This window comes from Paraburkholderia sp. SIMBA_053, assembly GCF_046534895.1.
In the GTDB taxonomy this organism is placed as follows: domain Bacteria; phylum Pseudomonadota; class Gammaproteobacteria; order Burkholderiales; family Burkholderiaceae; genus Paraburkholderia; species Paraburkholderia caledonica.
Map to the genome: position 1 here is coordinate 206,954 of NZ_JAWRXU010000003.1, position 22,474 is coordinate 229,427.

General features: G+C 64.9%; 20 protein-coding genes and 2 tRNA genes. 15 read left to right on the forward strand and 7 right to left on the reverse strand.

Features of this window, described 5'->3' with window-relative positions:
• The first annotated feature begins 292 nt into the window (after window positions 1–292).
• The 8 genes from fdxA (at window position 293) to SB753_RS12980 (ending at window position 4,855) form a co-directional block, all read left to right on the forward strand.
• A complete protein-coding gene (fdxA, locus tag SB753_RS12945; RefSeq protein WP_020069367.1) occupies window positions 293–616 on the forward strand; it encodes a ferredoxin FdxA in 324 nt (107 codons plus the stop codon).
• 117 nt (window positions 617–733) lie between these two features.
• Window positions 734–809: transfer RNA gene (locus tag SB753_RS12950), tRNA-Asn, on the forward strand.
• A 62-nt stretch (window positions 810–871) separates the two neighbouring features.
• Window positions 872–947 (forward strand) — tRNA-Asn (locus SB753_RS12955).
• A 248-nt stretch (window positions 948–1,195) separates the two neighbouring features.
• Window positions 1,196–1,672, forward strand: a complete 477-nt coding sequence (locus SB753_RS12960) for a CreA family protein (RefSeq protein WP_410800368.1) — start codon at window positions 1,196–1,198, stop codon at window positions 1,670–1,672.
• A 128-nt stretch (window positions 1,673–1,800) separates the two neighbouring features.
• Window positions 1,801–2,631: an AraC family transcriptional regulator gene (locus SB753_RS12965; RefSeq protein ID WP_410800369.1), complete on the forward strand. Its 831-nt coding sequence runs from the start codon at window positions 1,801–1,803 to the stop codon at window positions 2,629–2,631.
• A gap of 127 nt (window positions 2,632–2,758) precedes the next feature.
• Entirely contained in the window at window positions 2,759–3,439 is a 681-nt protein-coding gene (locus tag SB753_RS12970; protein WP_020069363.1) for an AzlC family ABC transporter permease, read from the forward strand.
• The gene (locus SB753_RS12975; RefSeq protein WP_087752826.1) at window positions 3,436–3,765 is read left to right on the forward strand and encodes an AzlD domain-containing protein; all 330 of its coding nucleotides are present in this window, start codon (window positions 3,436–3,438) and stop codon (window positions 3,763–3,765) included. Before SB753_RS12970 ends, SB753_RS12975 begins: the two co-directional genes overlap by 4 nt.
• 322 nt (window positions 3,766–4,087) lie before the next feature.
• Window positions 4,088–4,855 carry a DUF4088 family protein gene (locus SB753_RS12980; protein WP_020069361.1) on the forward strand — a complete coding sequence of 256 codons (768 nt, stop codon included), beginning with the start codon at window positions 4,088–4,090 and terminating at the stop codon, window positions 4,853–4,855.
• A gap of 150 nt (window positions 4,856–5,005) precedes the next feature.
• Here the strand turns inward: SB753_RS12980 and SB753_RS12985 are convergent, their stop codons facing one another.
• The 3 genes from SB753_RS12985 to SB753_RS12995 all read right to left on the reverse strand — a co-directional run bounded on the left by SB753_RS12985 (window position 5,006) and on the right by SB753_RS12995 (window position 8,181).
• Complete coding sequence (locus SB753_RS12985) at window positions 5,006–7,135, reverse strand: ATP-dependent helicase (protein ID WP_410800370.1); 2,130 nt, start codon at window positions 7,133–7,135, stop codon at window positions 5,006–5,008.
• Between the two features lie 218 nt (window positions 7,136–7,353).
• Window positions 7,354–7,635 (reverse strand): hypothetical protein, encoded by a 282-nt coding sequence (locus tag SB753_RS12990; protein ID WP_020069359.1) that lies wholly within the window; start codon window positions 7,633–7,635, stop codon window positions 7,354–7,356.
• Window positions 7,636–7,716: 81 nt separating this feature from the next.
• The gene (locus SB753_RS12995; protein WP_288826062.1) at window positions 7,717–8,181 is read right to left on the reverse strand and encodes a hypothetical protein; all 465 of its coding nucleotides are present in this window, start codon (window positions 8,179–8,181) and stop codon (window positions 7,717–7,719) included.
• A gap of 311 nt (window positions 8,182–8,492) precedes the next feature.
• On the opposite strand from SB753_RS12995, the gene SB753_RS13000 reads away from it, so the two are divergent.
• The 5 genes from SB753_RS13000 to fumC all read left to right on the forward strand — a co-directional run bounded on the left by SB753_RS13000 (window position 8,493) and on the right by fumC (window position 15,098).
• The gene (locus SB753_RS13000) at window positions 8,493–8,711 is read left to right on the forward strand and encodes an RNA-binding S4 domain-containing protein (RefSeq protein WP_011489423.1); all 219 of its coding nucleotides are present in this window, start codon (window positions 8,493–8,495) and stop codon (window positions 8,709–8,711) included.
• A 326-nt stretch (window positions 8,712–9,037) separates the two neighbouring features.
• Window positions 9,038–10,450 (forward strand): MATE family efflux transporter, encoded by a 1,413-nt coding sequence (locus tag SB753_RS13005; protein ID WP_020069357.1) that lies wholly within the window; start codon window positions 9,038–9,040, stop codon window positions 10,448–10,450.
• Between the two features lie 465 nt (window positions 10,451–10,915).
• The gene (locus SB753_RS13010; protein ID WP_410800371.1) at window positions 10,916–11,875 is read left to right on the forward strand and encodes a bile acid:sodium symporter family protein; all 960 of its coding nucleotides are present in this window, start codon (window positions 10,916–10,918) and stop codon (window positions 11,873–11,875) included.
• 157 nt (window positions 11,876–12,032) lie between these two features.
• A complete protein-coding gene (locus SB753_RS13015; protein WP_410800372.1) occupies window positions 12,033–13,682 on the forward strand; it encodes a phospholipase D family protein in 1,650 nt (549 codons plus the stop codon).
• Window positions 13,683–13,697: 15 nt separating this feature from the next.
• Window positions 13,698–15,098: a class II fumarate hydratase gene (fumC, locus tag SB753_RS13020; protein WP_027804847.1), complete on the forward strand. Its 1,401-nt coding sequence runs from the start codon at window positions 13,698–13,700 to the stop codon at window positions 15,096–15,098.
• Window positions 15,099–15,272: 174 nt separating this feature from the next.
• Here the strand turns inward: fumC and SB753_RS13025 are convergent, their stop codons facing one another.
• The 4 genes from SB753_RS13025 to SB753_RS13040 form a co-directional block, all read right to left on the reverse strand.
• Window positions 15,273–15,779 (reverse strand): acyl-CoA thioesterase, encoded by a 507-nt coding sequence (locus SB753_RS13025; RefSeq protein WP_020069353.1) that lies wholly within the window; start codon window positions 15,777–15,779, stop codon window positions 15,273–15,275.
• 223 nt (window positions 15,780–16,002) lie between these two features.
• Window positions 16,003–17,163, reverse strand: a complete 1,161-nt coding sequence (locus SB753_RS13030; RefSeq protein ID WP_410800373.1) for a GlxA family transcriptional regulator — start codon at window positions 17,161–17,163, stop codon at window positions 16,003–16,005.
• Entirely contained in the window at window positions 17,163–18,446 is a 1,284-nt protein-coding gene (locus tag SB753_RS13035) for an MFS transporter (protein WP_410800374.1), read from the reverse strand. The genes SB753_RS13030 and SB753_RS13035 overlap by 1 nt, the downstream gene beginning before the upstream one ends.
• A 246-nt stretch (window positions 18,447–18,692) precedes the next feature.
• Window positions 18,693–18,836 (reverse strand): hypothetical protein, encoded by a 144-nt coding sequence (locus SB753_RS13040; RefSeq protein WP_020069350.1) that lies wholly within the window; start codon window positions 18,834–18,836, stop codon window positions 18,693–18,695.
• A gap of 176 nt (window positions 18,837–19,012) precedes the next feature.
• Between SB753_RS13040 and SB753_RS13045 the strand changes: the two genes are divergently transcribed.
• Entirely contained in the window at window positions 19,013–19,726 is a 714-nt protein-coding gene (locus SB753_RS13045) for an ArsR/SmtB family transcription factor (protein WP_410800375.1), read from the forward strand.
• A 151-nt stretch (window positions 19,727–19,877) separates the two neighbouring features.
• Window positions 19,878–22,394 (forward strand): DUF6600 domain-containing protein, encoded by a 2,517-nt coding sequence (locus tag SB753_RS13050; RefSeq protein ID WP_410800376.1) that lies wholly within the window; start codon window positions 19,878–19,880, stop codon window positions 22,392–22,394.
• The last annotated feature ends 80 nt before the right edge of the window (window positions 22,395–22,474 follow it).

A 22,474-nucleotide genomic window follows, 5' to 3' on the forward strand; every position in this document is an offset into this window, starting at 1 on the left:
GGTGCGAACTGGACCGCAGGAAGTACGGAAGGCCTGACTCAACCCATGCATCGGGGCGCCTCGTGCGCGCCGGCTTGACGCATGTTACCCGAATGCGCCGTCATTCAGGCGCGAGCGCGGCCTGCCCTCGCGCCGCTGAGCGCGAACCCGTTACTCTTCACGCACGCAATAAACTAATCACGAAAACATATAAAAGGCGTTGTGCGATGCTGCATGCGCCTCTTGACGTTACGTTACAATACCGCTTTTGGCGTTTGCGCCTTCCCTGATTCCGCATGCAGGAGCTGCCTGAATGACTCACGTTGTGACCGAAAGCTGCATCAAGTGCCGCTATACCGACTGCGTCGATGTGTGCCCGGTGGACTGCTTTCGCGAAGGTCCCAACTTCCTCGCGATCGACCCCGATGAATGCATCGACTGCGCAGTGTGCGTGGCCGAGTGCCCGGTGAACGCCATTTATGCCGAAGAAGACGTGCCGGGCGACCAGCAGAACTTCATCGAGCTGAATGCCGATCTCGCCAAGAACTGGCCGAGCATCACCAAGACCAAAGCGCCGCTGCCGGAAGCCGACGAGTTCAAGGACGTCAAGGAAAAGCTCGCCCTGCTCGCGCGCTGAGCGTTTGAGAGCCCGTCATACCTCCCGCTAGTTCGGATCAAATTGAGATGAACACAAGGTATTGACAGGCGCCAACGCTGCTTCTACAATTTCGCTTCTCTGCTGTTGTTTTTCTGTTCCTCGATAGCTCAGTCGGTAGAGCGCCGGACTGTTAATCCGTAGGTCCCTGGTTCGAGCCCAGGTCGAGGAGCCAAGAATTGCAAAAGCCCGTTAACCAAGACGGGCTTTTTTATGTAGATCAAGTTGTACTGCTGTTCCTCGATAGCTCAGTCGGTAGAGCGCCGGACTGTTAATCCGTAGGTCCCTGGTTCGAGCCCAGGTCGAGGAGCCAAAATTTTAAAGGCCCGCATCCGTGCGGGCCTTTTTGTTTTTAGCCTTCCTTCAGTTCGGTCTTCCTTCAGGGCGAGCACCTCATTCGCGGTCAGCGCGTCGCTCCCCTCTCATCAATTCACGGCGGTTTTTCCAAGGCTCGTTTGCCTAGCCGTCACAGAACGTCTCGCCAATCTCCCGGCGGTATACGATGACAGCTTTGCGGCGCACAACGCGCCTCCAACGCTTCCTGCTCAACCCGGCCATCTCATGAAAATCACCACGTTGCAAATCGCGCTTGCAGTCGTCGCCGCCGTCGCCGTGCCGGTCGCGCACGGCGAAGAAGTCGGCAGCGTCAATACGAACTTTCACATCACCGGTTCCGACCGGGTTGTCGTCGAGGCCTATGACGATCCTCTCGTTCAAGGCGTGACCTGTTACGTGTCGCGTGCGCGCACGGGTGGCGTAAAAGGCACGCTCGGCATCGCGGAAGATCCCACGGAGGCGTCGATCGCCTGCCGGCAGGTCGGTGCAATTCATTTCGCCGGTCCGGTGAAACAGCAAGCCGATGTGTTTTCGGTGAGCATGTCGCTAATCTTCAAGGCGTTGCATGTGGTGCGCGTGGTCGACACAAAGCGCAACGCGCTCGTGTATCTCACCTACAGCGACCGGGTCGTCAGCGGCAGCGCGAAAAACAGTGTGAGCGCCGTGCCGATGCCGGCCGGCACCACCATCCCTGTGAAGTGACCAACCGCGGGTCAGCGCGGGCGACGTCCTACGAAAAAGCGCACGGCGCGCGCCGCCGAACGAAGCGCGCCGCCATGCCCGCAGCCGTCGCTCCGCGCTAAACTGACTGGCTGTACGAGAGCCATGCAATGACCGCCGTCCATCGTTTTCAGAATTCAGCCCGTTACTGGCGCACGCCGCTTCTGCCCGGTGCGGACCTGCTCACCGCTGAATATCACGACCACGAGTTCGCACCGCACTGGCACGATGCGTACACCATTCCCGTGATCGTCGCGGGCGCCGAAGGCTATCGGTATCGCGGTTCGGACTATGTCGCCGAAGCCGGAGGCGTGCCGATCATCAATCCCGGCGAACTCCACACCGGGTCGAAGGCAGTCGAAGCAGGCTGGCGCTATCGCGTAACGTACGCGCCGGTGCAGTTCATCCACGAACTCGCCGATCAGATCGCCGGCAAGCCGCAGCCTTTGCCGTGGTTTGCACCCGGCGTGATCCACGATCCCGACCTCGCCGTGCGACTCGCGAACGCGCACCGCATGCTCGAAGCGGGCAGCGACGCGCTGGCGGCGGAAGCCGCCATGCTCGACGCGCTCTCCACGCTGCTCGTGCGCTATTCGCAGACGCTGCCCGAGCCTTCGCGCATGGCCGCCGACGACGCCCGCGTCGCCGTCATGAAAGAACGTCTGGCAGGCGACCTGCTCGAACCGGTCACGCTCGCCGACGTGGCGCAGGCGGCCGGACTCTCGCCCTTTCACGCCGCGCGCCTTTTCAACCGCGCGACGGGTCTGCCGCCCCACGCCTGGCGCAATCAGATACGCCTGCAACGCGCGCTTGTGCCGTTGCGGGCAGGCGTCCCTGTAACAGACGTGGCGGCCGCCAGCGGCTTTACCGATCAAAGCCATTTCACGCGGCACTTCCGGCGCATGTTCGGCGTGCCGCCCGGACGCTGGCAGGGACAGTGATCGTCCGCAAGAACGTACAAGCCCGGCTCTGCCTGCCCCGTTATGCTTCCCGACTCATAGGAGGCAAGTTTTGACCCACTCAGTCCGTTTGAAAGAAGTCACCACGGGCGCGCGCGACATCATCCCAATGATGGTCGGCTCGGCGCCTTTCGGCGTCATTTTCGGCACGCTTGTCGCGTCCGGGCCACTGCATCTGTGGCACGGCCAGTTGATGTCGCTCATCGTTTTCGCGGGCTCCGCGCAATTTATCGCGCTTGGGCTGATCGCGGGCCACGCGAGCTTCGCGGTGATCTGGGCCACCACGCTCGTGGTCAATCTGCGGCATGTTCTGTATAGCGCGACACTCGCGCCGCACGTCGCGCATCTTCCGGCGCGCTGGCGCTGGGCCCTCGGCGCGCTGCTCACGGACGAAGTATTCGCAGTCGCGTGGGAGCACTATCGGAACCGCGAGCCGGGCACCGTCGGCCCGCACTACTTCTTCGGCGCCGGTCTCGCGATGTATCTGAACTGGCAGCTGTGGACAGTCGCCGGCCTGCTGTTCGGCGCTGCCTTCCCCGGACTTCAATCGCTCGGACTCGACTTTGCGATGGTCGCCACTTTCATTGCGATCGTCGTACCGCAGCTCACCGCGTTGCGCTACATCGCGGCTGCGGTCACCGCGGGCACGCTGGCCTTCTTCTGGCAAGCGTGGCCGTACAAGCTCGGACTGCTCGCCGCCGTCTTCGCGGGCGTCGTGGTCGGCGTACTGCTTTCCACGCCGGGCTTCGGATTGCGGCGTGCACGCCGGTCGGCGGAGGGATCGCGATGAACTACGTCGTTTTGATACTCGGCATGGCGCTCATCACGTGGGTGATCCGCGCCGCCGTCTTCGTGCTCGGCGACCGGCTGGTGTTTCCGCCTCTGGTACGCACGGCGCTGGGCTTCGTGCCGGTCACCGTGCTGACCGCGATCATCGTGCCGATGGCGGTCTCGCCGCATGGCGCCGACACCGGTGCCGAACTGACGTGGCGCAATCCGCAACTGGTCGGCGCACTGGCCGCTGTCATCGTAAGCGCGCTGACGCGGCGGCCACTCGTAACCATCGCCGTGGGCCTCACGGTGTTTTTCGTCTGGCAAGGCGTGGTGCTGCGATAACACACGTGCGCTGCCACACGTAAGGGCTCACTCACACGGAAGCCGCCGGTGGCGGGGCTTCCGCGTTCACCGTGGGCTCCAGACGAGAGCCGCAAAACCGTCCGGGCGGCGCGGCAAAGCCCGCCTCATATCCGATAAAACCCTTAAGTTTCCCGTCGATCCGCCGATATGCAGTCGAGGTCCGCTCGTCGGGATACGTCCCGCCAGACGCGGCAACAGGCAGGAATCAAACGCGCAGCCATTGCACGTCCAGTCTTCCGGGTCCGCTTGCGACCGGACGAACACGACGAGGCCGCGCGGCAGGACCAAACGGGATAGACACATGGGTCAAATTACCCTCACGCTCAAAGACGAGACCATTGCGACGCTGCGCAAGGATTTCGATGCATTTCTGCGCGTATCGCTGAAGCTCGATCCGCAGTTCGCGACGCCTTCGTTCGAGGACTTTTTGCGAGCGAAGCTGCTCGACAACATGGTGCCGCTGACCGAACACGCCGTTCAGCGGATGTTGCAGGGCGGCCAGTATGCATGGGCGAAACGCACGCTCGACAAGGAGTTTCCTGACGTCGTCGCGATTCTGATGCGGCAGGCCGGGGAATTCGGTTTCGGCTTTGCAGCGCGCTCGGAGTGGACGCCGGAAGAGTTGGCCAAGCAATGCCGCGACTGGGCGGCGGCGATCGTCAAGGAAGCCGAAGGCGACGCGGTGCTGGTCGACCCGCTCTCGGCACAGATCAAGAGCGCAGTGCAGGATATCCAGGCGCTCGAGGAAATCATGCAGACGCCGGCATGGCGGCTCGTGGAATCGCTGCGTCAGCGTGTTTATGAAGCAAAGGTGGCGTGCGAAACGAGCGTGGGCAGCACCGCCCGCGAAAAGCTGGGCGAACTGCGCGGCCTGCTGCGGCTCGGCATTTCGCACGGCTCGTTCCAGAAGCAGGAAGCGCAACAGATCATGGAATATCTGCGCCTGCTGAAGCCGGAAATCTTCGTCGAAGAACCGTACGACGTGTTTTCGCGGATGGCGGCGTGGCTGCGCAACTTCTTCGTGCCGCCGCGCCCCGCCCCGCAACAGCAGCAACGGCAGTCGCGCTAATTCGGCCCAGCGTCTGCCCACCAGCAGCAGCTAGCGTGTAAAGCACGTTGCCTGCTGCCGAAAGCGATCCAGGGAGCCCTCCGGGAAGCTCCCGCGCGGCTACAGCCCGTGCGGCATCGAGCCCCGCCTCGCCACCCACCTGAGCGCCGCTCAGTCCCACATCTTCCTGAGCCTTGCTCCGATTTCGATTTTTGCCTGCGCCGCCGCGGCAAGCCCCGCGGCGGTCGGCGCACTGGGCACCGGCACGCGCGGCCATGCGTACGCGTCGAACAAAGGCATCAGGTGCGCAGGGATAAAGCGCGTGCGCGACGCCCACACGTGACGATCGCCCATATGCGTCTGGTTGTGCACGTAAAAGCGCTGCGGCACGACGATATGCAGGTCTTCCTTTGCGCGCGTCATCGCAACGTACAGCAGACGGCGCTCTTCGTCGATTTCCTCTTCGCTGCCGGTGCCCAGATCGGACGGAATGCAGCCGTCGACCCCGTTCAGCACGAACACGTTGCGCCATTCCTGTCCCTTTGCCGAATGGATGGTGGACAGGATCAGATAGTCTTCGTCGATAAGCGGCACGCCCGATTCGTCGCTCGTGGCATCGGGCGGATCGAGCGTCAGTTCCGTCAGAAAGCGCTCGCGCGACGCATACGTGCCCGCAATGCTTTCCATCTGCAACACGTCGGCATGACGGATTGCGGCGTCTTCATGATTGCGCTCCAGATGCGGCTCGTACCAGCGCCTCACCATCTCGAACTCCGCAGGCCATGGCGTCTGCCGCCCATACACGCTCGACATCAGCCTGACGAAGGGATGCCAGTCCTCCTGCGCGCGAGGCGGCGGCGCGAACGCGGCGAGCGTGCCGCCCGCGGTGTCGGCGGGATTGCCCACACCGGCACGCGCGACGATTTCGTCGAGCACTCTCGCGGCCGTGGCCGGCCCCACGCCGGGCAATAACTGTACGACGCGAAAACCGGCCACCCGGTCGCGCGGATTCTCGGCCCAACGCAGCACCGCCAGTACGTCTTTGACGTGCACGGAATCGAGGAACTTCAGGCCGCCGAACTTCACGAACGGAATGTTGCGGCGCGTGAGTTCGATCTCGAGCACCGCGCTGTGATGCGCGGCGCGAAACAGCACCGCCTGCGACTTCAGTGTCATGCCCTGCTCGCGCGCTTCCAGCACCTGCTCGACGATATAGCGCGCCTGGTCGGCCTCGTCCGCGACGGTGACGAGCCGGGGCCGTTGCGCCGACGACTTGTCGGTCCACAGGTTCTTTGTATATCGCTCGCTGGCCAGTTCGATCACCGCGTTCGACGCGGCAAGAATCGGCTCGGTCGAGCGGTAATTGCGTTCAAGCGTGACCTGAACCGCAGGCGGATCGAAATGCGCCGGGAAATCGAGAATGTTGCGCACGGTGGCGCCGCGAAACGAATAGATCGACTGCGCGTCGTCGCCGACCACGGTCAGGCCGCGTCCGTCCGGCTTCAGCGCGAGGAGAATCGACGCCTGCAGCCGGTTGGTGTCCTGATATTCGTCGACCAGCACGTGATCGAAGCGCGCCGACAGATCCGCGGCAATTGCCGGCTCCGCAGCCATATGCGACCAGTAGAGCAGCAGGTCGTCGTAATCGAGCACGCTCTGCTTCTGCTTCGCGTCGACGTAGGCGGCGAACAGCATGCGCAGATCGGCTTCCCACTCGCGGCACCACGGGAACGCGCTATCGAGCACCTGCCCGAGCGACGCGCCGGTGTTCACGACGCGGGAGTAAATCGCGAAACAGGTTCCCTTAGCCGGAAAGCGCCGTTCTTTCGCCGACAAACCCAATTCATGCCGCACCAGATTCATCAGGTCGGCGGAATCCTCACGGTCGTTGATCGTGAAGGCCGGTGCAAGACCGATCAGTTCTGCATATTCGCGCAAAAGCCGCGCGCCGACGCTATGGAACGTGCCCGCCCATGTGAGCCCTTGCGCGAGCGCGGCGCGCGTGCCGAGCGCCGTCGTGGCAATGCGTGTGACGCGGCGTGTCATTTCCAGCGCCGCGCGACGCGAAAATGTCAGAAGCAGAATTCTGCGCGGATCAGCGCCCTTGACCATCAGATTGGCCACACGGTGCGCAAGCGTGCTGGTCTTGCCGGAGCCCGCGCCCGCAATGACCAGCAAGGCGCCCGGCGGTGAATGAGGCGTATCGGTGCCGAATTCGACGGCCTCGCGCTGCGCGTCGTTCAACTTCGCAAGCCAAGGGGCGGTATCGGACGGCGACGGCGTTTCTGCGACGGAAAGCACGGTGTTTTAAGGGCGTTGGATGGATCGGGAACGGCGACGCATACTGTATATCCATACAACCCGCGCGCACAAGCGCCCTTTTTTAGCGTGGCTGCTGCGCAGTCACGCGCACGCCGCCCCGCACGCTTACAAGCCGCTCAAAACAAACGGCCCGTCTGCATTCCGCAAACGGGCCGTTTCGTTGAGCAGGTCGCACCTGCCCATCAGGAAGCAGGAACCTACTGCTTCTTCGCATCCTTCAGAGTGGCCTCGGCGTGCGCCTTGTCGGCGTCGGCTTGGGCTTCGGTCTTTTCCTTGTCGGCCTTGGCTTGCGCGACAGCCGCCTTCTTGTCTGCCTTGGCTTGCTGCTTCGCCGCCTTCTGATCGGCGTGCGTGACCGGCGCCGCGGCCGGATCGCTTGCCTGCGCGAATGCGGCCGACGACAGGCAGCCTGCGATGAGCAACGCGCAAAGCCGCGCGGTCGGGGATTTAGCGGAATTAGTAAATCGAGTGTTGCTCATGCGATTCCTCCTTAACAGTCTCATCAGGTCGAGTCGGGTTCGACACCGCGGGCTAACCTGAGCCCGCGGCTCCGCCTGCCATTAGTGCTTAACTTCGCCGCCGTCGGTCTGGGCGCCCGCCTGACTTTGCAGGTTCATCTTCATTTCGTTGTCAGCGGCCTGCTTGTCCGCCTTCTTGTTGATCTTTGCGTCGCGCACCTGCTCCTTGTATTCGGACTTGGCAGCCTTCTGCTGTTCCTTCAGCTCGGCCTTCGACGCCTTCTTCGACGCGCGGTACTCCGCGTTAGCCTTCGCGTTGGCTTCGCGCTTTTGCACCAGCGGATCGGGCGAGCCCGAGGCCGTCAGGCGGGTCGGTGCCGGCGTTACCGGCTGTACGCCTTGGGCGGCAGGAGCGGCCGGCGCGACGTCGGCGCCGGGCGTCTGAACCTGTACCTGGGCATTCATGCCCGCAGCCGGTTGAACGGGCTGCGTGGTCTGCGCGACTGCTGCCGTAGCGGCGAATGCGGTCATGGCGGTACCGATCAGGAGCGTACGAATCTGGGTCATGGCAAATTCCTCTCTAGAGTTGTTGTGGCCGGGTCGAACCGCCCTGCATCGCGCTGCGGCGCGCTGGACGACCTCCCGGTCTGCTCATAGCCGAACTAGATCCGGCAAGCTTTCCTGCTGAGATGCACTTTACGAGTGAAGTCGTGTTGTGACGACCGGTGTTACGCAACGTTTCACTTTCCGACAAACGGATAACATCTGCTTGCATTTGCTTGCGATGCGTTCACGAAACACTGCGCGAGACAACGCGACTTCTTAGGGGCAAGCTTGTGCTTTATGATGCGAACCCCTTGCCTGAAGGTGCAATGCCCATGCCCAACCTCGATTTCACGCTCACCGGCGACTACGTCGAACTTCACAATCTGCTGAAGATCACGGGGCTCGCGGACAGCGGCGGCTCGGCGAAGATGATGGTGGCGGACGGAGCCGTCACTGTGGACGGCCGCGTCGAAACGCGTAAAACGTGCAAGATCCGCGCAGGACAGGTGGTACTGCTCGGCGACACGCGAATCGCGGTCCACGAAGCCTGACCGCTACTACTCCCGCAGGAACCACGAGATTCCGCAGGAAACTCGCGCACCAAAAATGTGCTTAATCCATCGACTTTGCAGCGGTCACGCAATAAGCTGTTGGTTTCGCTAGACGAACGGCCCCGCTGAGATCGCCGACCGTGGGCTCGCCGGGAAACCGTGGCGAGCCGCCTTGATCGGCGTTATTACGAGGCTCGTGAACCGCCATGCGACCGCGAGCCCACGCGTCTCTCGTAGAGCGCGCTTCCGTTGCCTTCGCTGCTTCCAGTGCCGCGGCGGTCGCCAGCGGTCACGGCGTCGTCATTCCGTCAACTTTCACACGCTCCATGACTCAATCCGGCTTCACCCGGGTGGCCACCCGTCCGCCGACCTTGTCCCGCCACGCCGCCGACACCGCGCGACTCGCCGCGCCGCTCGCCATCGCGCAACTGTCGCAAATGGCCATGGGCGTCACCGACACGATCCTGCTCGGCTCTCTCGGACCGGACGCGCTCGCGGCCGGCGGTCTGGGCGCCAATCTGTTCTTCGTGGTCGTGACGCTGCTGCAGGGCGTGCTGACGTCGGTCAGCGTGAGCGTCTCGCATGCGCGCGGCGCGCAGGACGAAAGCCGCGTGCCGCACATCTACTGGACCGGTTTTGTGTTGTCGGTGTTGCTGTCGGTGCCGGCGTTTGCCTTGCTGTCTTTCGCGACGCCCATCCTGCTTGCGTTCGGGGAACCGGCGCTGCTCGCGCATAACGTCGGCGAGTATGCGGCGGTGCTGCGCTGGGGCGCGCTGGGCAGTCTGATCGGCGTCGGTCTGATGCGCTCTTTCCTGCCGGCGATCGGCGCGGCGCGGCGGCTCCTGTGGGTGTCGCTCGTCAGCGTCGGCGTGAACGGCTTTCTCAACTACGGGCTGATTCACGGGGCCTACGGGCTGCCGCGGCTCGGCTTCCTCGGCTCGGCGGCTGCGACGTCCATCACCGTCTGGCTGACCGCGCTCGTGCTGATGGCACTCTTGCATCTGCGGCCGCGTTATCGCCATTTCGTGGTGGCCACGCGCCCCAACGTCCCGCTGATGGGCGAGCTGTTCGGTATCGGCTGGCCGGTGGCGATCACCTACGGCGTCGAATCGACGCTCTTCCTCGCGACCGGCCTGATGGTCGGGCTGCTCGGCGAGTCCCAACTGGCCGCACATCAGATTGCGCTGAACGTCGCGTCAGTGGCATTCATGGTGCCGCTCGCGATCGGCCAGGCGGCCAATGTGAGAGTGGGCTTCTGGTCCGGCGCCGGACAGCCGCTCGCCGCGCGTCATGCGGGCTTCGTCGCGCTGGCGCTTGGCGTCGGCTTCATGACGTTGTCGGGAATCGTGCTGATCGCCGCGCCGCATTGGATCGTCGGCCTCTATCTGCACCTGGACGACCCGGCCAATGCGGCGACGGTTACGCTCGCGAGTTCACTCCTCGGCGTGGCAGCGATTTTTCAGATCGTCGACGGCATGCAAACGGTCGGATCTGGCTGCCTGCGCGGTCTGAAAGACACGCGCATACCAATGATCGCCGCCGCATTCGGTTACTGGGTGATTGGTTTTCCGACCGGCTATACGCTCGCCTTTCATGCCGGGCTGGGTGCTCGAGGTTTGTGGTGGGGCCTCGCGGCCGGACTCGCGAGCGTCGCGCTGCTGATGACGCTGCGCTTTCACAAGCTAAGCTTGCGGCGCGTGCCGGTTGCGGCGGACGCGCCGCCCGCCGCATCGGTTTGAACACGGGTAACGGACTCGCCGTTTCGGGCACGCCCGCGCTGCGTGATGAGTCCGCTTTAAGGCCCGGCGGGCGGTCTTGCCGCAAAAGGGACAATGGCACAGCGAGCCAACGTCGCGGCAAACCCGTTGCACGCGCAACCATAGAGCCAGCAGGCTGCCGCCTACAACGTTAAAATGCGTGACTTCTTCGGTGCGTATCGCGAACCCGCGTCCATCCACCGAAGCTCCGCTTGCGCGCCTCACAAAGGACCGCGCCGCCGGCAGGTCCACCTCCGCTGACAACCTGCCGTTCGCTTGCGACTCAACTGCAGCAACCGCGACATAGGGCGCGGCCCGCTCACAGGCACTTGCCGCAGTCCGTGAGGCGCCGCGCCCGGCAGAGCGTCGCCGCCTTCAGCACTGCGCCCGCTTGCGAACGACCAACCTCCGCTTCTCGCCATAAAACATAACCAAGGACCTCGCCCCATGCTTGCCCGCATCACCCGTCTTTTTCCCGTTTGGGCCGTGCTCATTTCGGTTGCAGCGTATTTCTCGCCGGCTTCGTTTACCGGCATCGCCCCGCACGTCACCACGCTTCTGACCATCATCATGCTGGCGATGGGCGTCACGCTGTCCGTCGCCGACTTTCAGCGCGTCTTCACACGGCCCGCGCCGGTGATCGCAGGCATCGTGCTGCATTACCTCGTGATGCCGCTCGCCGCCTGGGTCATCGCGAAAGCCTTCCGCATGCCGCCCGACCTGACCGCCGGCATGGTGCTGGTGGGCAGCGTGGCGAGCGGCACGGCATCGAACGTGATGATCTATCTGGCGCGCGGCGACGTCGCGCTGTCGGTGACGATCAGTGCGTTGTCCACGCTCGTCGGTGTCTTTGCGACGCCGCTTCTCACGCGCCTTTACGTGGATGCGTCGATCGCCGTCGACGTCCACGGCATGTTGATGAGTATCCTGCAAATCGTCGCGCTGCCGATCGTGGTCGGCCTCGTGGTGAATCACCTGTTCGGCAAGACGGTTCGCAAGATCGAGCCGGTGCTGCCGCTGGTTTCGATGGTCGCGATCCTGCTGATCATCGGCGCGGTGGTGGGCGGCACGCAGAAAAGCATTGCGTCCGTCGGCCTCGTGGTGATGCTCGGAGTGGTGCTGCATAACGGCATCGGCCTTCTCGGCGGCTACTGGGGCGGCCGTTTGCTAGGTTTCGACGAAGCCGTTTGCCGCACGCTTGCGATTGAAGTCGGCATGCAGAACTCGGGCCTCGCCGCGACGCTCGGCAAGCTCTACTTCACGCCAATTGCCGCGTTGCCCGGCGCGCTGTTCTCCGTCTGGCACAACCTGTCGGGGTCGCTGCTCGCGGGTTATTGGGCAGGGCGCCCGGCGAAGGGCTCGACGTATGCCGAAGGCGAACGCGGGCTGAACACCGAACGCGTCTGACGGTTTCGAGCCACCGCTCATCGCGGTCCCAGACGCCGCCGGCGTGCCGCGGTGCACAGTCCGGCGGCGCGATTCCCCTTAGAATGGATTTCTCGGCAGCGCGGCTGAAGCATCTGCGCTGCCGTTACGAAAAGCCTGAACAACAAGGGGAAACAGCGTGCAGTTGCATACAGAACAAAAGCAGACCGCGACGCAACGCAAGCGCGCAATCCGCTCCGCCAGACATTTTTTCTTGTTGTGCTGCACGTCGGCATTTCTGACTGCGTGCGCAACCAAACCTCCCGCCACCGCGTTCGACCGCCCGGTCACTCACGCGTTATCACCGACCGAAAACACGCCGCTTCGCGCGGCGCTTGAACCGCTCGAAGCCGCTCATCCGGGGGAATCGGGTTTCCGTGTGCTATCGAGCGGCACGGACGCACTGCAGATGCGCATCGCGCTCGCCCGCGCGGCGACGAAAACGCTCGACATGCAGTACTACATCGCGAACGAGGACACCACCGGCAAGCTGCTGCTCGGCGCCGCGCTGTACGCGGCGGATCACGGCGTGCGCGTGCGCATGCTGGTCGACGACCTGAACTTCAAGGACATCGACCGCATCATGGCGGGGCTCAACTCGCACAGCAACATCGAGATTCGCGTCTTCAATCCGTTCGGTAGCGCGCGTGAGGGTGTGTTCGAGCGCACCACGAATGTCTTCACGCAGATCGGCCACTTCACGCGCCGCATGCACAACAAGGCGATGATCGCAGACAACCAGTTGGCGATTGTCGGCGGCCGCAATCTCGGCGACGAATACTTTAACGCGAGCGAAGTCCTGCAGTTCCGCGACATCGACGTGCTCGCCGCCGGCCCGATCACCGCCGATGTCTCAGCGAGCTTCGACGATTACTGGAACAGCAGCGTCGCGTATCCGCTCGGCGTGCTGAACAAGCAGAAATTCGATCGCGAAGAACTCGATCAGACACGCGACGACCTCCGCAAGCACTGGCGCACCAACGCCGATCCATACAACGCGAAGCCCTTGAACGCGACGCCGCTCGCCACGCAGATTGCGGGCAAGCAACTCGGCCTGACCTGGGCGCAAGCGGAGTTCGAGGCGGATCAGCCGGAGAAGATCGAGAGCCCGTCGCCCGACTACGTCAGTCCACCGATGAAGCGGCTCGGCGAGCTCATGAAGGACGCGCACAAGGATTTCCTCGTCGTGTCGCCCTACTTCGTTCCGCACGACGCCGGCGTGACGGCGCTGGGCACACTCACGCACCGGGGCGTGCGCGTAGCGATCCTGACGAATTCGCTCGCCGCCACCGACGCGGTTGCGGTGCAAGCGGGCTACAGTCCGTTTCGCGTGCCGCTGCTGCAACAGGGCGTCGAGTTATACGAATTCAAGCCGCGCCAGGATACGCCCACGGCGGGAATCGCCGGGTCGCGTTCGCGCGCGAGCCTGCATGCGAAAACTTACGTGATCGACCGCCGGATTCTGGTGATCGGCTCGATGAACCTCGATCCGCGCTCGGCGCATCTGAATACCGAACTCGCGCTCGTGATCCACAGCCCGGAACTGGCTGCGCAGGTCGCCGACATTTTCGCCACCGCCACGGCGCCTGAGCGAAGCTACCGCGTGACACTCGCCGACGGCGCGCAGCTCGCCTATCTTCGTTCGATCGGCGCGCCGCTGTCCCCGCTCGTGTGGACCGATGTCGAAGACGGCACGCGCCGCACCTACATTTTCGACCCGCAGGCAGGGTTATACCGGAACGCGCTAACAGGGCTATTCTCCCTATTGCCGGTCAACGCAGAACTTTAAAAGCGGAGCTCAACCATGACTGAAGACGTACGAATGGAGCGCGATACGTTCGGTGAAATCGCTGTGCCGAACGCTCATTTGTGGGGCGCGCAGACGCAGCGCTCGTTGCAGAATTTCCGCATTTCCACCGAGAAGCAATCGCCCGAATTGATCACCGCGCTCGCCGTGATCAAGCGCGCCGCCGCCGAGGTAAACCTGGGCCTCGGCGTGCTGGACGAGACAAAGGCGCACGCGATCATGCAGGCGGCCGACGAGATCATCGCAGGCAAGCATCCGGATGAGTTTCCGCTCGCGGTCTGGCAAACCGGCTCCGGCACGCAGACCAACATGAATCTGAACGAAGTGATCGCGAATCGCGCGAGCGAGCTGCTCGGCGGCGAGCGCGGTGAAGCGCGCAAAGTGCATCCGAACGACGACGTGAATCGCGGCCAGTCGTCGAACGACGTCTTCCCGACGGCCATGCACGTGGCCGCCGCGCATGGCATCGTCAAGCATCTGCTGCCTGCGCTCAAGACGTTGCGCGACACGCTCGACGGGAAGGCGAAGGCGTTTGCCGGCATCGTCAAGATCGGCCGCACGCACTTGCAGGACGCAACGCCGCTCACGCTCGGTCAGGAGTTCTCCGGCTATGTCGCGCAACTCGACCACGGCATCCGCCATGTTGAATCGACGTTGCCGCACCTGTATGAACTCGCGCAGGGCGGCACGGCTGTCGGCACCGGTTTGAATGCGCATCCGCAGTTCGCCGGCAAGGTCGCGGCTGCAATCGCCAAGCTCACCGGCGTGCCGTTCGTGTCCGCGCCCAACAAATTCGAGGTGATGGCCGCAGCCGATGCGCTCGTCTTCGCGCACGGCGCGCTGAAGACGGTGGCCGCAAGCCTGAACAAGATCGCCAACGACATCCGCTGGCTCGCGAGCGGTCCGCGCTGCGGCTTGGGCGAACTGTCGATTCCGGAAAATGAACCAGGCAGCTCGATCATGCCGGGCAAGGTCAATCCCACGCAGTCCGAAGCCTTGACGATGCTGTGCGCGCAAGTGTTCGGCAATGACGTCGCGGTGAACATCGGCGGGGCGAGCGGCAACTTCGAGTTGAACGTGTTCCGGCCCATGATCGCGCACAACGTGCTGCAGTCCATCCGCCTGCTCAGCGACGGCGCTTTGAGTTTCAACGACAACTGCGCAGTCGGCATCGAACCCAACCGCGAGCGGATCGACGCGCTGCTCAACGAATCGCTGATGCTCGTGACGGCGCTCAATCCGCACATCGGCTACGACAAGGCCGCGCAGATCGCGAAGAAGGCGCACAAGGAGGGCACCACGCTGAAGGCTGCGGCGCTCGCGCTCGGCTATGTCACTGAGCAGCAGTTCGACGAATGGGTGCGGCCGGGCGATATGGTGGGCCATTCGGTGCCTTGATTGGCACCTGCCCGCCCACGCCTGACGCGCTGGGCGACTCGCGGTGAGTCGCCCGGTTTGATTCGATGCGGGTTTGATTCAGATTAGTCCGGGACGGAAAAGCGGGCGCTTAGGCGGCAAAGGATCGCCGCCTGAAGTTTTGCCGGCGCCCGAGTGAACGCCGGCAAGCGTCGTTCAAACCTTGCCCTGCGCCACTTCTTCCGGCTTCAGCTCGACGATCGCGTCGAGCGCTTCCTTCACGTCCATCGCGTACTTTGCGAGGCGCTTCTGTTCGTCGGTTTCCGGCACGAACGACGGCACCTGCACCGGGTGTCCGTTTTCATTGACCGCGACCATCACGACGAGACAATCGGTGGTTTGCAGCAACTCCCCGCCCTTCGGGTCGCCAGCCTGCACCGACACATGGATGTGCATGCTGGTGCGCCCTGTCGCCACCACGCGCGCGCGCAATTCGACGAGGTTGCCTACCAGAATCGGTCGACGGAAACGGATATTGCCGACGCTGACCGTCACGCAATAACGCCCCGACCACACCGCCGCGCACGCATACGCGGTTTCGTCGATCCACTTCATCAGCGCGCCGCCGTGCACCTTGCCGCCGAAGTTGACCGAGCTGGGTTCGGCAAGAAAGCGGAACGTGGTTTCGGAACGTTCCAGCGGCGCTGAGAGATGGCTACTCATCTTGACTCCGGTCAATCGGATGCATTGAAAGGAGGCGATTATACGAGCGCAATATTGACGGCGTGGTCACTTATCGGGCGGAAATACGCGCGACGTTGTGCTCGCAGCCGGTTTCGGCGCGCAATCCGATTCAGCCTATTCATCGCTGTGGCCGCTGCAAGCTCGTACGGTGCCGCGGCGCCGGCCTGTTCTCCGGCTCGAACGTCGCTTCGCGCGCAGTCGTTCAGCGCGCGTCGTCGTCGGCGCGGACAGGCGCCTCGCGATGGTTCGCCGACGCAGGCGCAGTCGCGGACATGAACCGTTCACGATACTCGAGCGGGAGCACGCCGAAGCGCCGCACGAACGCGCGCCGCAGATTCTGTTCGCTGCCGAATCCGCAATCGAGCGCGATGCGCTTCAGCGGCCGGCGCGATTCGGCGAGTGCCCGCGAAGCCGCTTCGAGGCGCAATGCGGAGACGGTTTTCGCCGGCGTGCGCCCGACCTCGTCGACGTAGCGGCGCGCGAAGGTCCGCGGCGTCATTCGCGCGTGCTCGGCGAGGCGCTCGACCGTGAGGTCCTCGCGCAAATGGGCGACCATCCAGCTATGCAAGGCCTCGAACGGTCCTCCCGCCGACGCCTGTGCCGCGAGTGCCGCGCTGAATTGCGACTGCCCGCCGGGGCGCTTCATGAAGACGACGAGGCGCCGCGCTGCTTGCATCGCGACGGCGTGGCCGAGGTCTTCTTCGATCAGCGCAAGCGCGAGATCGATGCCCGCCGTCACGCCCGCCGACGTCCAGACCACGCGTTCGCCGTCACCTCGGGCTCCCTCCGGGCCTGCGTCGCGGATAAAGATCGGATCGGCATCGACATGAACATTGGGAAAGCGGCGCGCGAGATGCGGTGCATCGCGCCAGTGTGTGGTCGCGCGGCGGCCGTCCAGCAGGCCGGCCGCCGCCAGATAGAACGCGCCCGTGCATACCGAGCACACGCGTCGTGCGCGGGGCGCATTGCGCCTGATCCACGCGACGAGTTCCGGCTGCAGCGTGCAATGCTGATCGACCGGAACGCCGGGGACGATCAGCGTGTCGATAGGCTCGGCGTCAAGTGAATCGAGGCGTTCAGTCACGACCGGCAGGCCCGGAAAAGTCTGCAACACGCCGCCGTCGATCGAAGCGACTGTCGTGCGATAGGCGACCGGGCGTGCGGGCGAGTGCGTGGATGCAGGCACGGACGCATCCGCATGCGTGGACGGGTTCGCCGGTATCGGCACCCGTGCACCGCCATCGCTCGCACCCTGCACAGCGGCCATCGTCAGTTCGGCGCGCCAGAAGGCTTCCAACGGGCCGCACGCGTCGAGCAGGACCAGATCGGGTGCGACGGCAAATACGATATGACGCACGCTCATCACGCGACCCCTCCCATCGCGCGCCGTCTGGACGACCGTGCATAGGCGAGCGTGGCGAGCCCCGCTGCGGCAAGCAGCGGAAAGATCGCCGCATTGATCGTCGCCCAGCCGAAGCGCGCCAGCAGTTGCCCCGCGAATAGCGAACCGAGCGCGGAGAACGCGAACGTCGTGAATTCGCTGGTGGCCTGCGTCTTCGCCCGTTCCGACGGCCTGTACGACTGCGCGAGCAGCGTCGAGCCGCCCACGAACATGAAATTCCAGCCCACACCGAGACACGCGAGCGCGGCGTAGAAGTGCGGCAGATCGGTCGAACGCAATGCGAACACACCGCATAGTGCCGAGAGCGCAATGCCCGCGCCGATCACCGGCAGCACGCCGAAACGCTTGATGAGCCGCGCGGAAAACAGAGACGGTGCAAACATGCCGACCAGATGCCACTGGATGATCGACGCGCCGTCGCCGATGCTGTGCCCGCACGCGACCGCCGCGATCGGCGTGGCGGTCATGACGAACGTCATCACGGCATAGCCGAGCGCGTTGTTCGCGAGCGCCGCAGCGAAGATCGGTTGCCGCACGATCTGCGCGAGCGGCCGTGCGGCGTCGTGGGTACTTGCCACGGCCGGCGCAGGCGCCATGTCGCGATAAAGCAGCATCAACAGGACAATCGACGCGAGTCCGAGTCCGGTGACGAGCACGTAAGAGCCCGCGAATGTCACTGGCGCGAGCCAGTCTTTGCTCCACGCGGCGAGAAGCGGGCCGCAGACGGCCGCGACCACGCCGCCCGTGAGAACCGTCGAAATTGCGCGACTCTTGGCTTCGAGACCGACTGCGTCTGCGGCAGCGAGCCGGTAGTACTGCGCAAACGCCTGGAATACGCCGACCGTCGCGGTCCCCGCGCAAAAAGCCCAGAAGTCGTGATGAAAGATCGCCCACACGGACACAGCGCCGCCCAGCGCGCCGACGCTCGCGCCCAGCACGAAACCCGCGCGACGGCCGATGCGCGCCATCAGAAACGACGCGAAGATCGTCGTGAGCGCCGCAGCCACCGTGATCAGCGAGAAAGGCAGCGTGGCTAGCGCCTTGTCGTCGGCGAGCGTGTAGCCAACGAGGCCCGTCAGCGTGAGATCGATCGACACCGACGAGGTGTACAACGCCTGGCACACAGCCAGCACACGCGCGTCACGGCGTCCATGCGGGCCGGAGCCGCGCAGATCCGCGGAAACGGCAGTGAAGGCAGAAGCGGCGGCGGATCGAGAAGACGAAGCTGGTGCGGCAGGCGGCATGGATCGGTTCCGGCGGCGAAGGTGGTCGAAGTGGCAGGAGCGGCAGGAGCGGCACAAGCGGCCCAAGCGGCCCTCACACGCCGCCACGGCCTTAAGTCGCCTGACCGGCCTGACTGAGCTGAGCCGCCGAGTGCTCACTTGGCGAAAACCACATCGTCACATGACTGCGCGTGGCAGCAATGACAACGATGTATCAGTTTCTGCCAATTCGATGCTGCCGAAAGGGCAACGAGGCCGACGACGCCTCTATTTGCGGAAGGTGATGCCTTCGTCGATCGTGCCGTACATGGTGACGCTGCCGGTACCCGCGCCCGCTGCCGAGCCGGAGCCGCCCTGAGCGCAGGCACCGAGCAAGACGATGCAAACGACAACGGCCAGAACTGTTTTCATGACTGCGTATCCTGCAAAGACAGGCTCCGATTCTAGCCTGGCGCTTCAGGCGCATGCGCCGCGCTGCAATCGACGGTTCACGCCAGGCTGAAACATCGAATGCATTTGCCAGGTAAAGTGGCTGCATCGTACGTTGCGCCCCGCGCATCGAAGACCGACAGATACGGAGACGCGTCATGCCCGCCAGCCTCGCAGACGAACAGAATCATTTTCCCGGCCTGAGTCGCATTGGCGCGCTCCTCGCCGATCCCGGCCGCGCAGCCATGCTGTGGGCGTTGATGGACGGCAGCGCCCGCCCCGCCGGCGAACTGACGATGATCGCGGGACTGTCGCCGTCGGCAGCCAGCGCTCATCTCGCGCGCCTGACCGAGGGAGGCCTGCTCGCGCTCGAAGTGCGCGGCCGGCATCGCTATTTCCGCATTGCGTCGGCCGACATCGCGGCGTCCATCGAAGCGCTCGCCAACGTCGCGCAAGTCAGCGCGCCGCAGCGTCCGGTGCCGCGCCCCGTGCGCACCGTGCCGACCGACATGCGCTACGCACGGACCTGCTACGACCATATGGCCGGCGAGTTGTCCGTACGCGTGTTCGAGCGGCTCATCGGACGAGGACTGCTGGCTTTGAACGGTGCGTCGCTCGAAGCCACACCGGAGGGTGCTGCCCGCTTCTCCGACTGGGGCATCGACATGTCGGCGCAGCGCAGCCGCCGGCGCCGCTTCGCGTGCACCTGCCCGGACTGGAGCGAACGCCGCCCGCATCTCGGCGGCGCGCTCGGGGCGGCGCTGCTCGACTCGTGGGCCGCACACGGCTGGGTCGAACGGACCGAACGGCCGCGGATCTTGCGCATCACGCCGGCTGGACACCGGCACTTCGACGCCTTCCTGACCGAGTGAATGACGAGCGGGCCTGAAGCCGACCCGACGTGATAGAGACCTTTTGTTACCAGTCGCCACCAGGCTTTACAAAAGTGGGCGTCTTGAAACAAACGGCGCGGGTACAGTGGTTCACGGATGCTGCACGTGCATCGTCCGTCGGAGAACAATCATGAGAACCACGACCTCACCATCGCCAACCTCGTCAACCCGTCGCACCATCGGCTACTCGCTGATCGCCGCAGCCGCCTTCCTGTTCGCCGCGCAGGCCGCGCTCGCGCAGCAAGCCGCGCCGGCGCCGCAGGGCGTCGCTACGGACAGCGATCCGCCCGGGCGCGTCGCGCGGCTGAACTACATGGCCGGAACCGTGACTACCGAGCCCGCCGGCGCCGCCGACTGGTCGTACGCGCAGATCAACCGGCCGCTCACCACCGGCGACCAGTTGTGGAACGATCAGAACGCGCGTTCCGAGCTGCATATCGGCTCGACCGCCGTGCGTCTCGGCCAGTCGACGAGCCTGGATATCCTCGGTCTCGACGACAACAGCGCGCAGTTGAAGGTCGCGCAAGGGACGTTGTCGGCGCATGTGCGGGAACTGCCGCCGGGGTCGTCGTATGAGATCGACACGCCGAATCTCGCGCTCGGCTTGAACGGCCCGGGCGACTACCGCGTCGACGTCGCGCCGGACGGCAGCAGCACCACCGTCACCGTTCGCAACGGCAATGCGACGGTTTATGGCGACGGCGCCCAGGTGCCGGTCGCGGCCGGCCAGCAGATCCGCTTCGCCGGCACTTCTTTGCAAACGCTTGCCGACAATGGCGCGCCGGGGCCCGACGGCTTCGACCAATGGGCCGCAAGCCGCGACGCCGCCGAAAACCGCTCGGTATCGGCGCGCTATGTGTCGCGTGAAATCCCCGGTTATCAGGATCTGGACGCCAACGGTACGTGGCGCAGCAGCCCACAGTACGGCGAAGTCTGGGTGCCGCGCGCGACGCCCGCCGGCTGGGCGCCTTACCACGACGGACATTGGGTATGGCAGGCGCCTTGGGGCTGGACCTGGGTCGACGACGCACCGTGGGGGTTCGCTCCGTATCACTACGGCCGCTGGGCCTACGTCGACGACTCCTGGGCATGGGTGCCAGGCCCGGTCGTGGTCAGCGCGCCGCCAGTCTATGCGCCGGCGCTGGTGGCTTTCGTCGGCGGCGGTGGCGGAGGCGGCGGAGTCGACTGGGGCGTGAACCTGGCGATTGGCGGTGCGATGGCCGCGGGCGTCGCGTGGTTCCCGCTCGGACCGGGCGAACGGTGGCATCCGCACTGGGGCGACCACGATCACTGGAGCCCGCGCTACTACGAACGCGTCAATCAGACGACGGTCATCAACAACTACAACCGCAATATCACCAACATTCACAACACGTACGTCAACTACCGGGCGCCGCGCGCTGTGACGGCGGTTCCGGCGACGGCTTTCGTGCATGGACAGCCCGTGGGGCGCTTCGCGCAGAAGGTCGATCCCGCGCAGTGGCGCAATGCGCGGATCAACCCGGGAGCCCCGGGCATCGCGCCGGTGCGCGAGAGTTACGGGCCGGGTCTGCGCAACGCGAATTACCGGCCGCCGGCGGGGGTGATGACGCGTCCAGTCGTCGCGACGCGTAGTCCGTCGATGCCGCCCGCCTACCGCGATGGCCTCGCGCAGCGTTTCGCGCAAAGCGGTGGACGCGTGCCGGGCGCCGGGCAGCCGATCGTTCGGACGTCGGTCCCGGCGCACATGTCGGGTGGGCCCGGTGCGTTGCCGGTGCAGAACGTGCGGGTCGTCCAGTCGCATCTTCCGGGACGAATGCCGGGGGCGGCGGCGGGAGCACCAGTTCTTCAGCCGGGACCGGGCGGACAGGCCGCGCCGGGCGCCACGGGCCAGCCGCAGAACAACGTGCCGCAGGCCGGGCGCCGGCCAGGCGACGCGCCTGTCGCCGTTCAGCCGGGGCGCGCGGGCGCCCAGCCGGAGCGTCCCGGCATGCCCTTGCGATGGAACGGGCAGCAGGTTGGCGCAGCAGCTGCCCCGCCGAACGGCGTGCCGCGGCCGCCGCAGGCGAACGGCGGCAACCCGGGCGTGGCACAACAGCGGGGAGTGGCAGAGCAACCGGCTCGACAACCGGCTCAGCAGCAGGGCCAGTCGGTTGCCGCGGATGGACGTCAGCAGCCCGCCTGGACGCAGCCGCATACGCCTATGGCTCAGCAAGCGCAGCAGGGGCGTCAGCGAGGCGGTGAACAGGCGCAGACGCCAAGGCCGGAGTGGTCGCAGCAGCCAGGAGGTCAGCGGAACCCAGCGATGCAGTCACGCGAGGCGCCGCGCCCCGTGGAAAATCCGGCGATGGGGCAACAGCCGCATGCGGCGCAAGATCAACGGCAGCCCGCGCAGCATGCCGAAGCGGTCGAGCGGCCGCAGGTCCAACAGCAGCCGCGTCCTGAGCCGCGTCCGCGTCCGCAACCGCAAGCCCAGCAGGCGCCTCGTCAGGAGTTTCATCCGCAGCAAGTGCAGCAGCCGCGTCCTGAGCCGCGTCCGCAACCGCAAGCTCAGCAGGCGCCTCGTCAGGAGTTTCATCCGCAGCAAGTGCAGCAGCCGCGTCCTGAGCCGCAGCAGCACAATGAGCAGCGCTCGGCCGGTGGCCACGACGAGCATCACAAGGGCTAAGCGCCCTTCCCTACGAGCAGTCTGCCGTCGTCACAAAACAAAAAGCCTCCGCGATGGGAATCGCGGAGGCTTTTTTTGGT

Excerpts from the sequence above, each read along its gene's own strand:
- SB753_RS12975 (WP_087752826.1), top strand. The coding sequence starts at position 3,436 with ATGAACTACGTCGTTTTGATACTCGGCATGGCGCTCATCACGTGGGTG.
- SB753_RS13050 (WP_410800376.1), top strand. The coding sequence starts at position 19,878 with ATGAGAACCACGACCTCACCATCGCCAACCTCGTCAACCCGTCGCACC.
- SB753_RS13045 (WP_410800375.1), top strand. The coding sequence starts at position 19,013 with ATGCCCGCCAGCCTCGCAGACGAACAGAATCATTTTCCCGGCCTGAGT.
- SB753_RS13035 (WP_410800374.1), bottom strand. The coding sequence starts at position 18,446 with ATGCCGCCTGCCGCACCAGCTTCGTCTTCTCGATCCGCCGCCGCTTCT.
- SB753_RS13040 (WP_020069350.1), bottom strand. The coding sequence starts at position 18,836 with ATGAAAACAGTTCTGGCCGTTGTCGTTTGCATCGTCTTGCTCGGTGCC.
- SB753_RS12990 (WP_020069359.1), bottom strand. The coding sequence starts at position 7,635 with ATGAGCAACACTCGATTTACTAATTCCGCTAAATCCCCGACCGCGCGG.
- SB753_RS13000 (WP_011489423.1), top strand. The coding sequence starts at position 8,493 with ATGCCCAACCTCGATTTCACGCTCACCGGCGACTACGTCGAACTTCAC.
- SB753_RS12960 (WP_410800368.1), top strand. The coding sequence starts at position 1,196 with ATGAAAATCACCACGTTGCAAATCGCGCTTGCAGTCGTCGCCGCCGTC.
- SB753_RS12995 (WP_288826062.1), bottom strand. The coding sequence starts at position 8,181 with ATGACCCAGATTCGTACGCTCCTGATCGGTACCGCCATGACCGCATTC.
- SB753_RS12970 (WP_020069363.1), top strand. The coding sequence starts at position 2,759 with ATGATGGTCGGCTCGGCGCCTTTCGGCGTCATTTTCGGCACGCTTGTC.
- SB753_RS13030 (WP_410800373.1), bottom strand. The coding sequence starts at position 17,163 with ATGAGCGTGCGTCATATCGTATTTGCCGTCGCACCCGATCTGGTCCTG.
- SB753_RS13005 (WP_020069357.1), top strand. The coding sequence starts at position 9,038 with ATGACTCAATCCGGCTTCACCCGGGTGGCCACCCGTCCGCCGACCTTG.
- fumC (WP_027804847.1), top strand. The coding sequence starts at position 13,698 with ATGACTGAAGACGTACGAATGGAGCGCGATACGTTCGGTGAAATCGCT.
- SB753_RS12965 (WP_410800369.1), top strand. The coding sequence starts at position 1,801 with ATGACCGCCGTCCATCGTTTTCAGAATTCAGCCCGTTACTGGCGCACG.
- SB753_RS13025 (WP_020069353.1), bottom strand. The coding sequence starts at position 15,779 with ATGAGTAGCCATCTCTCAGCGCCGCTGGAACGTTCCGAAACCACGTTC.
- SB753_RS12980 (WP_020069361.1), top strand. The coding sequence starts at position 4,088 with ATGGGTCAAATTACCCTCACGCTCAAAGACGAGACCATTGCGACGCTG.
- SB753_RS13010 (WP_410800371.1), top strand. The coding sequence starts at position 10,916 with ATGCTTGCCCGCATCACCCGTCTTTTTCCCGTTTGGGCCGTGCTCATT.
- fdxA (WP_020069367.1), top strand. The coding sequence starts at position 293 with ATGACTCACGTTGTGACCGAAAGCTGCATCAAGTGCCGCTATACCGAC.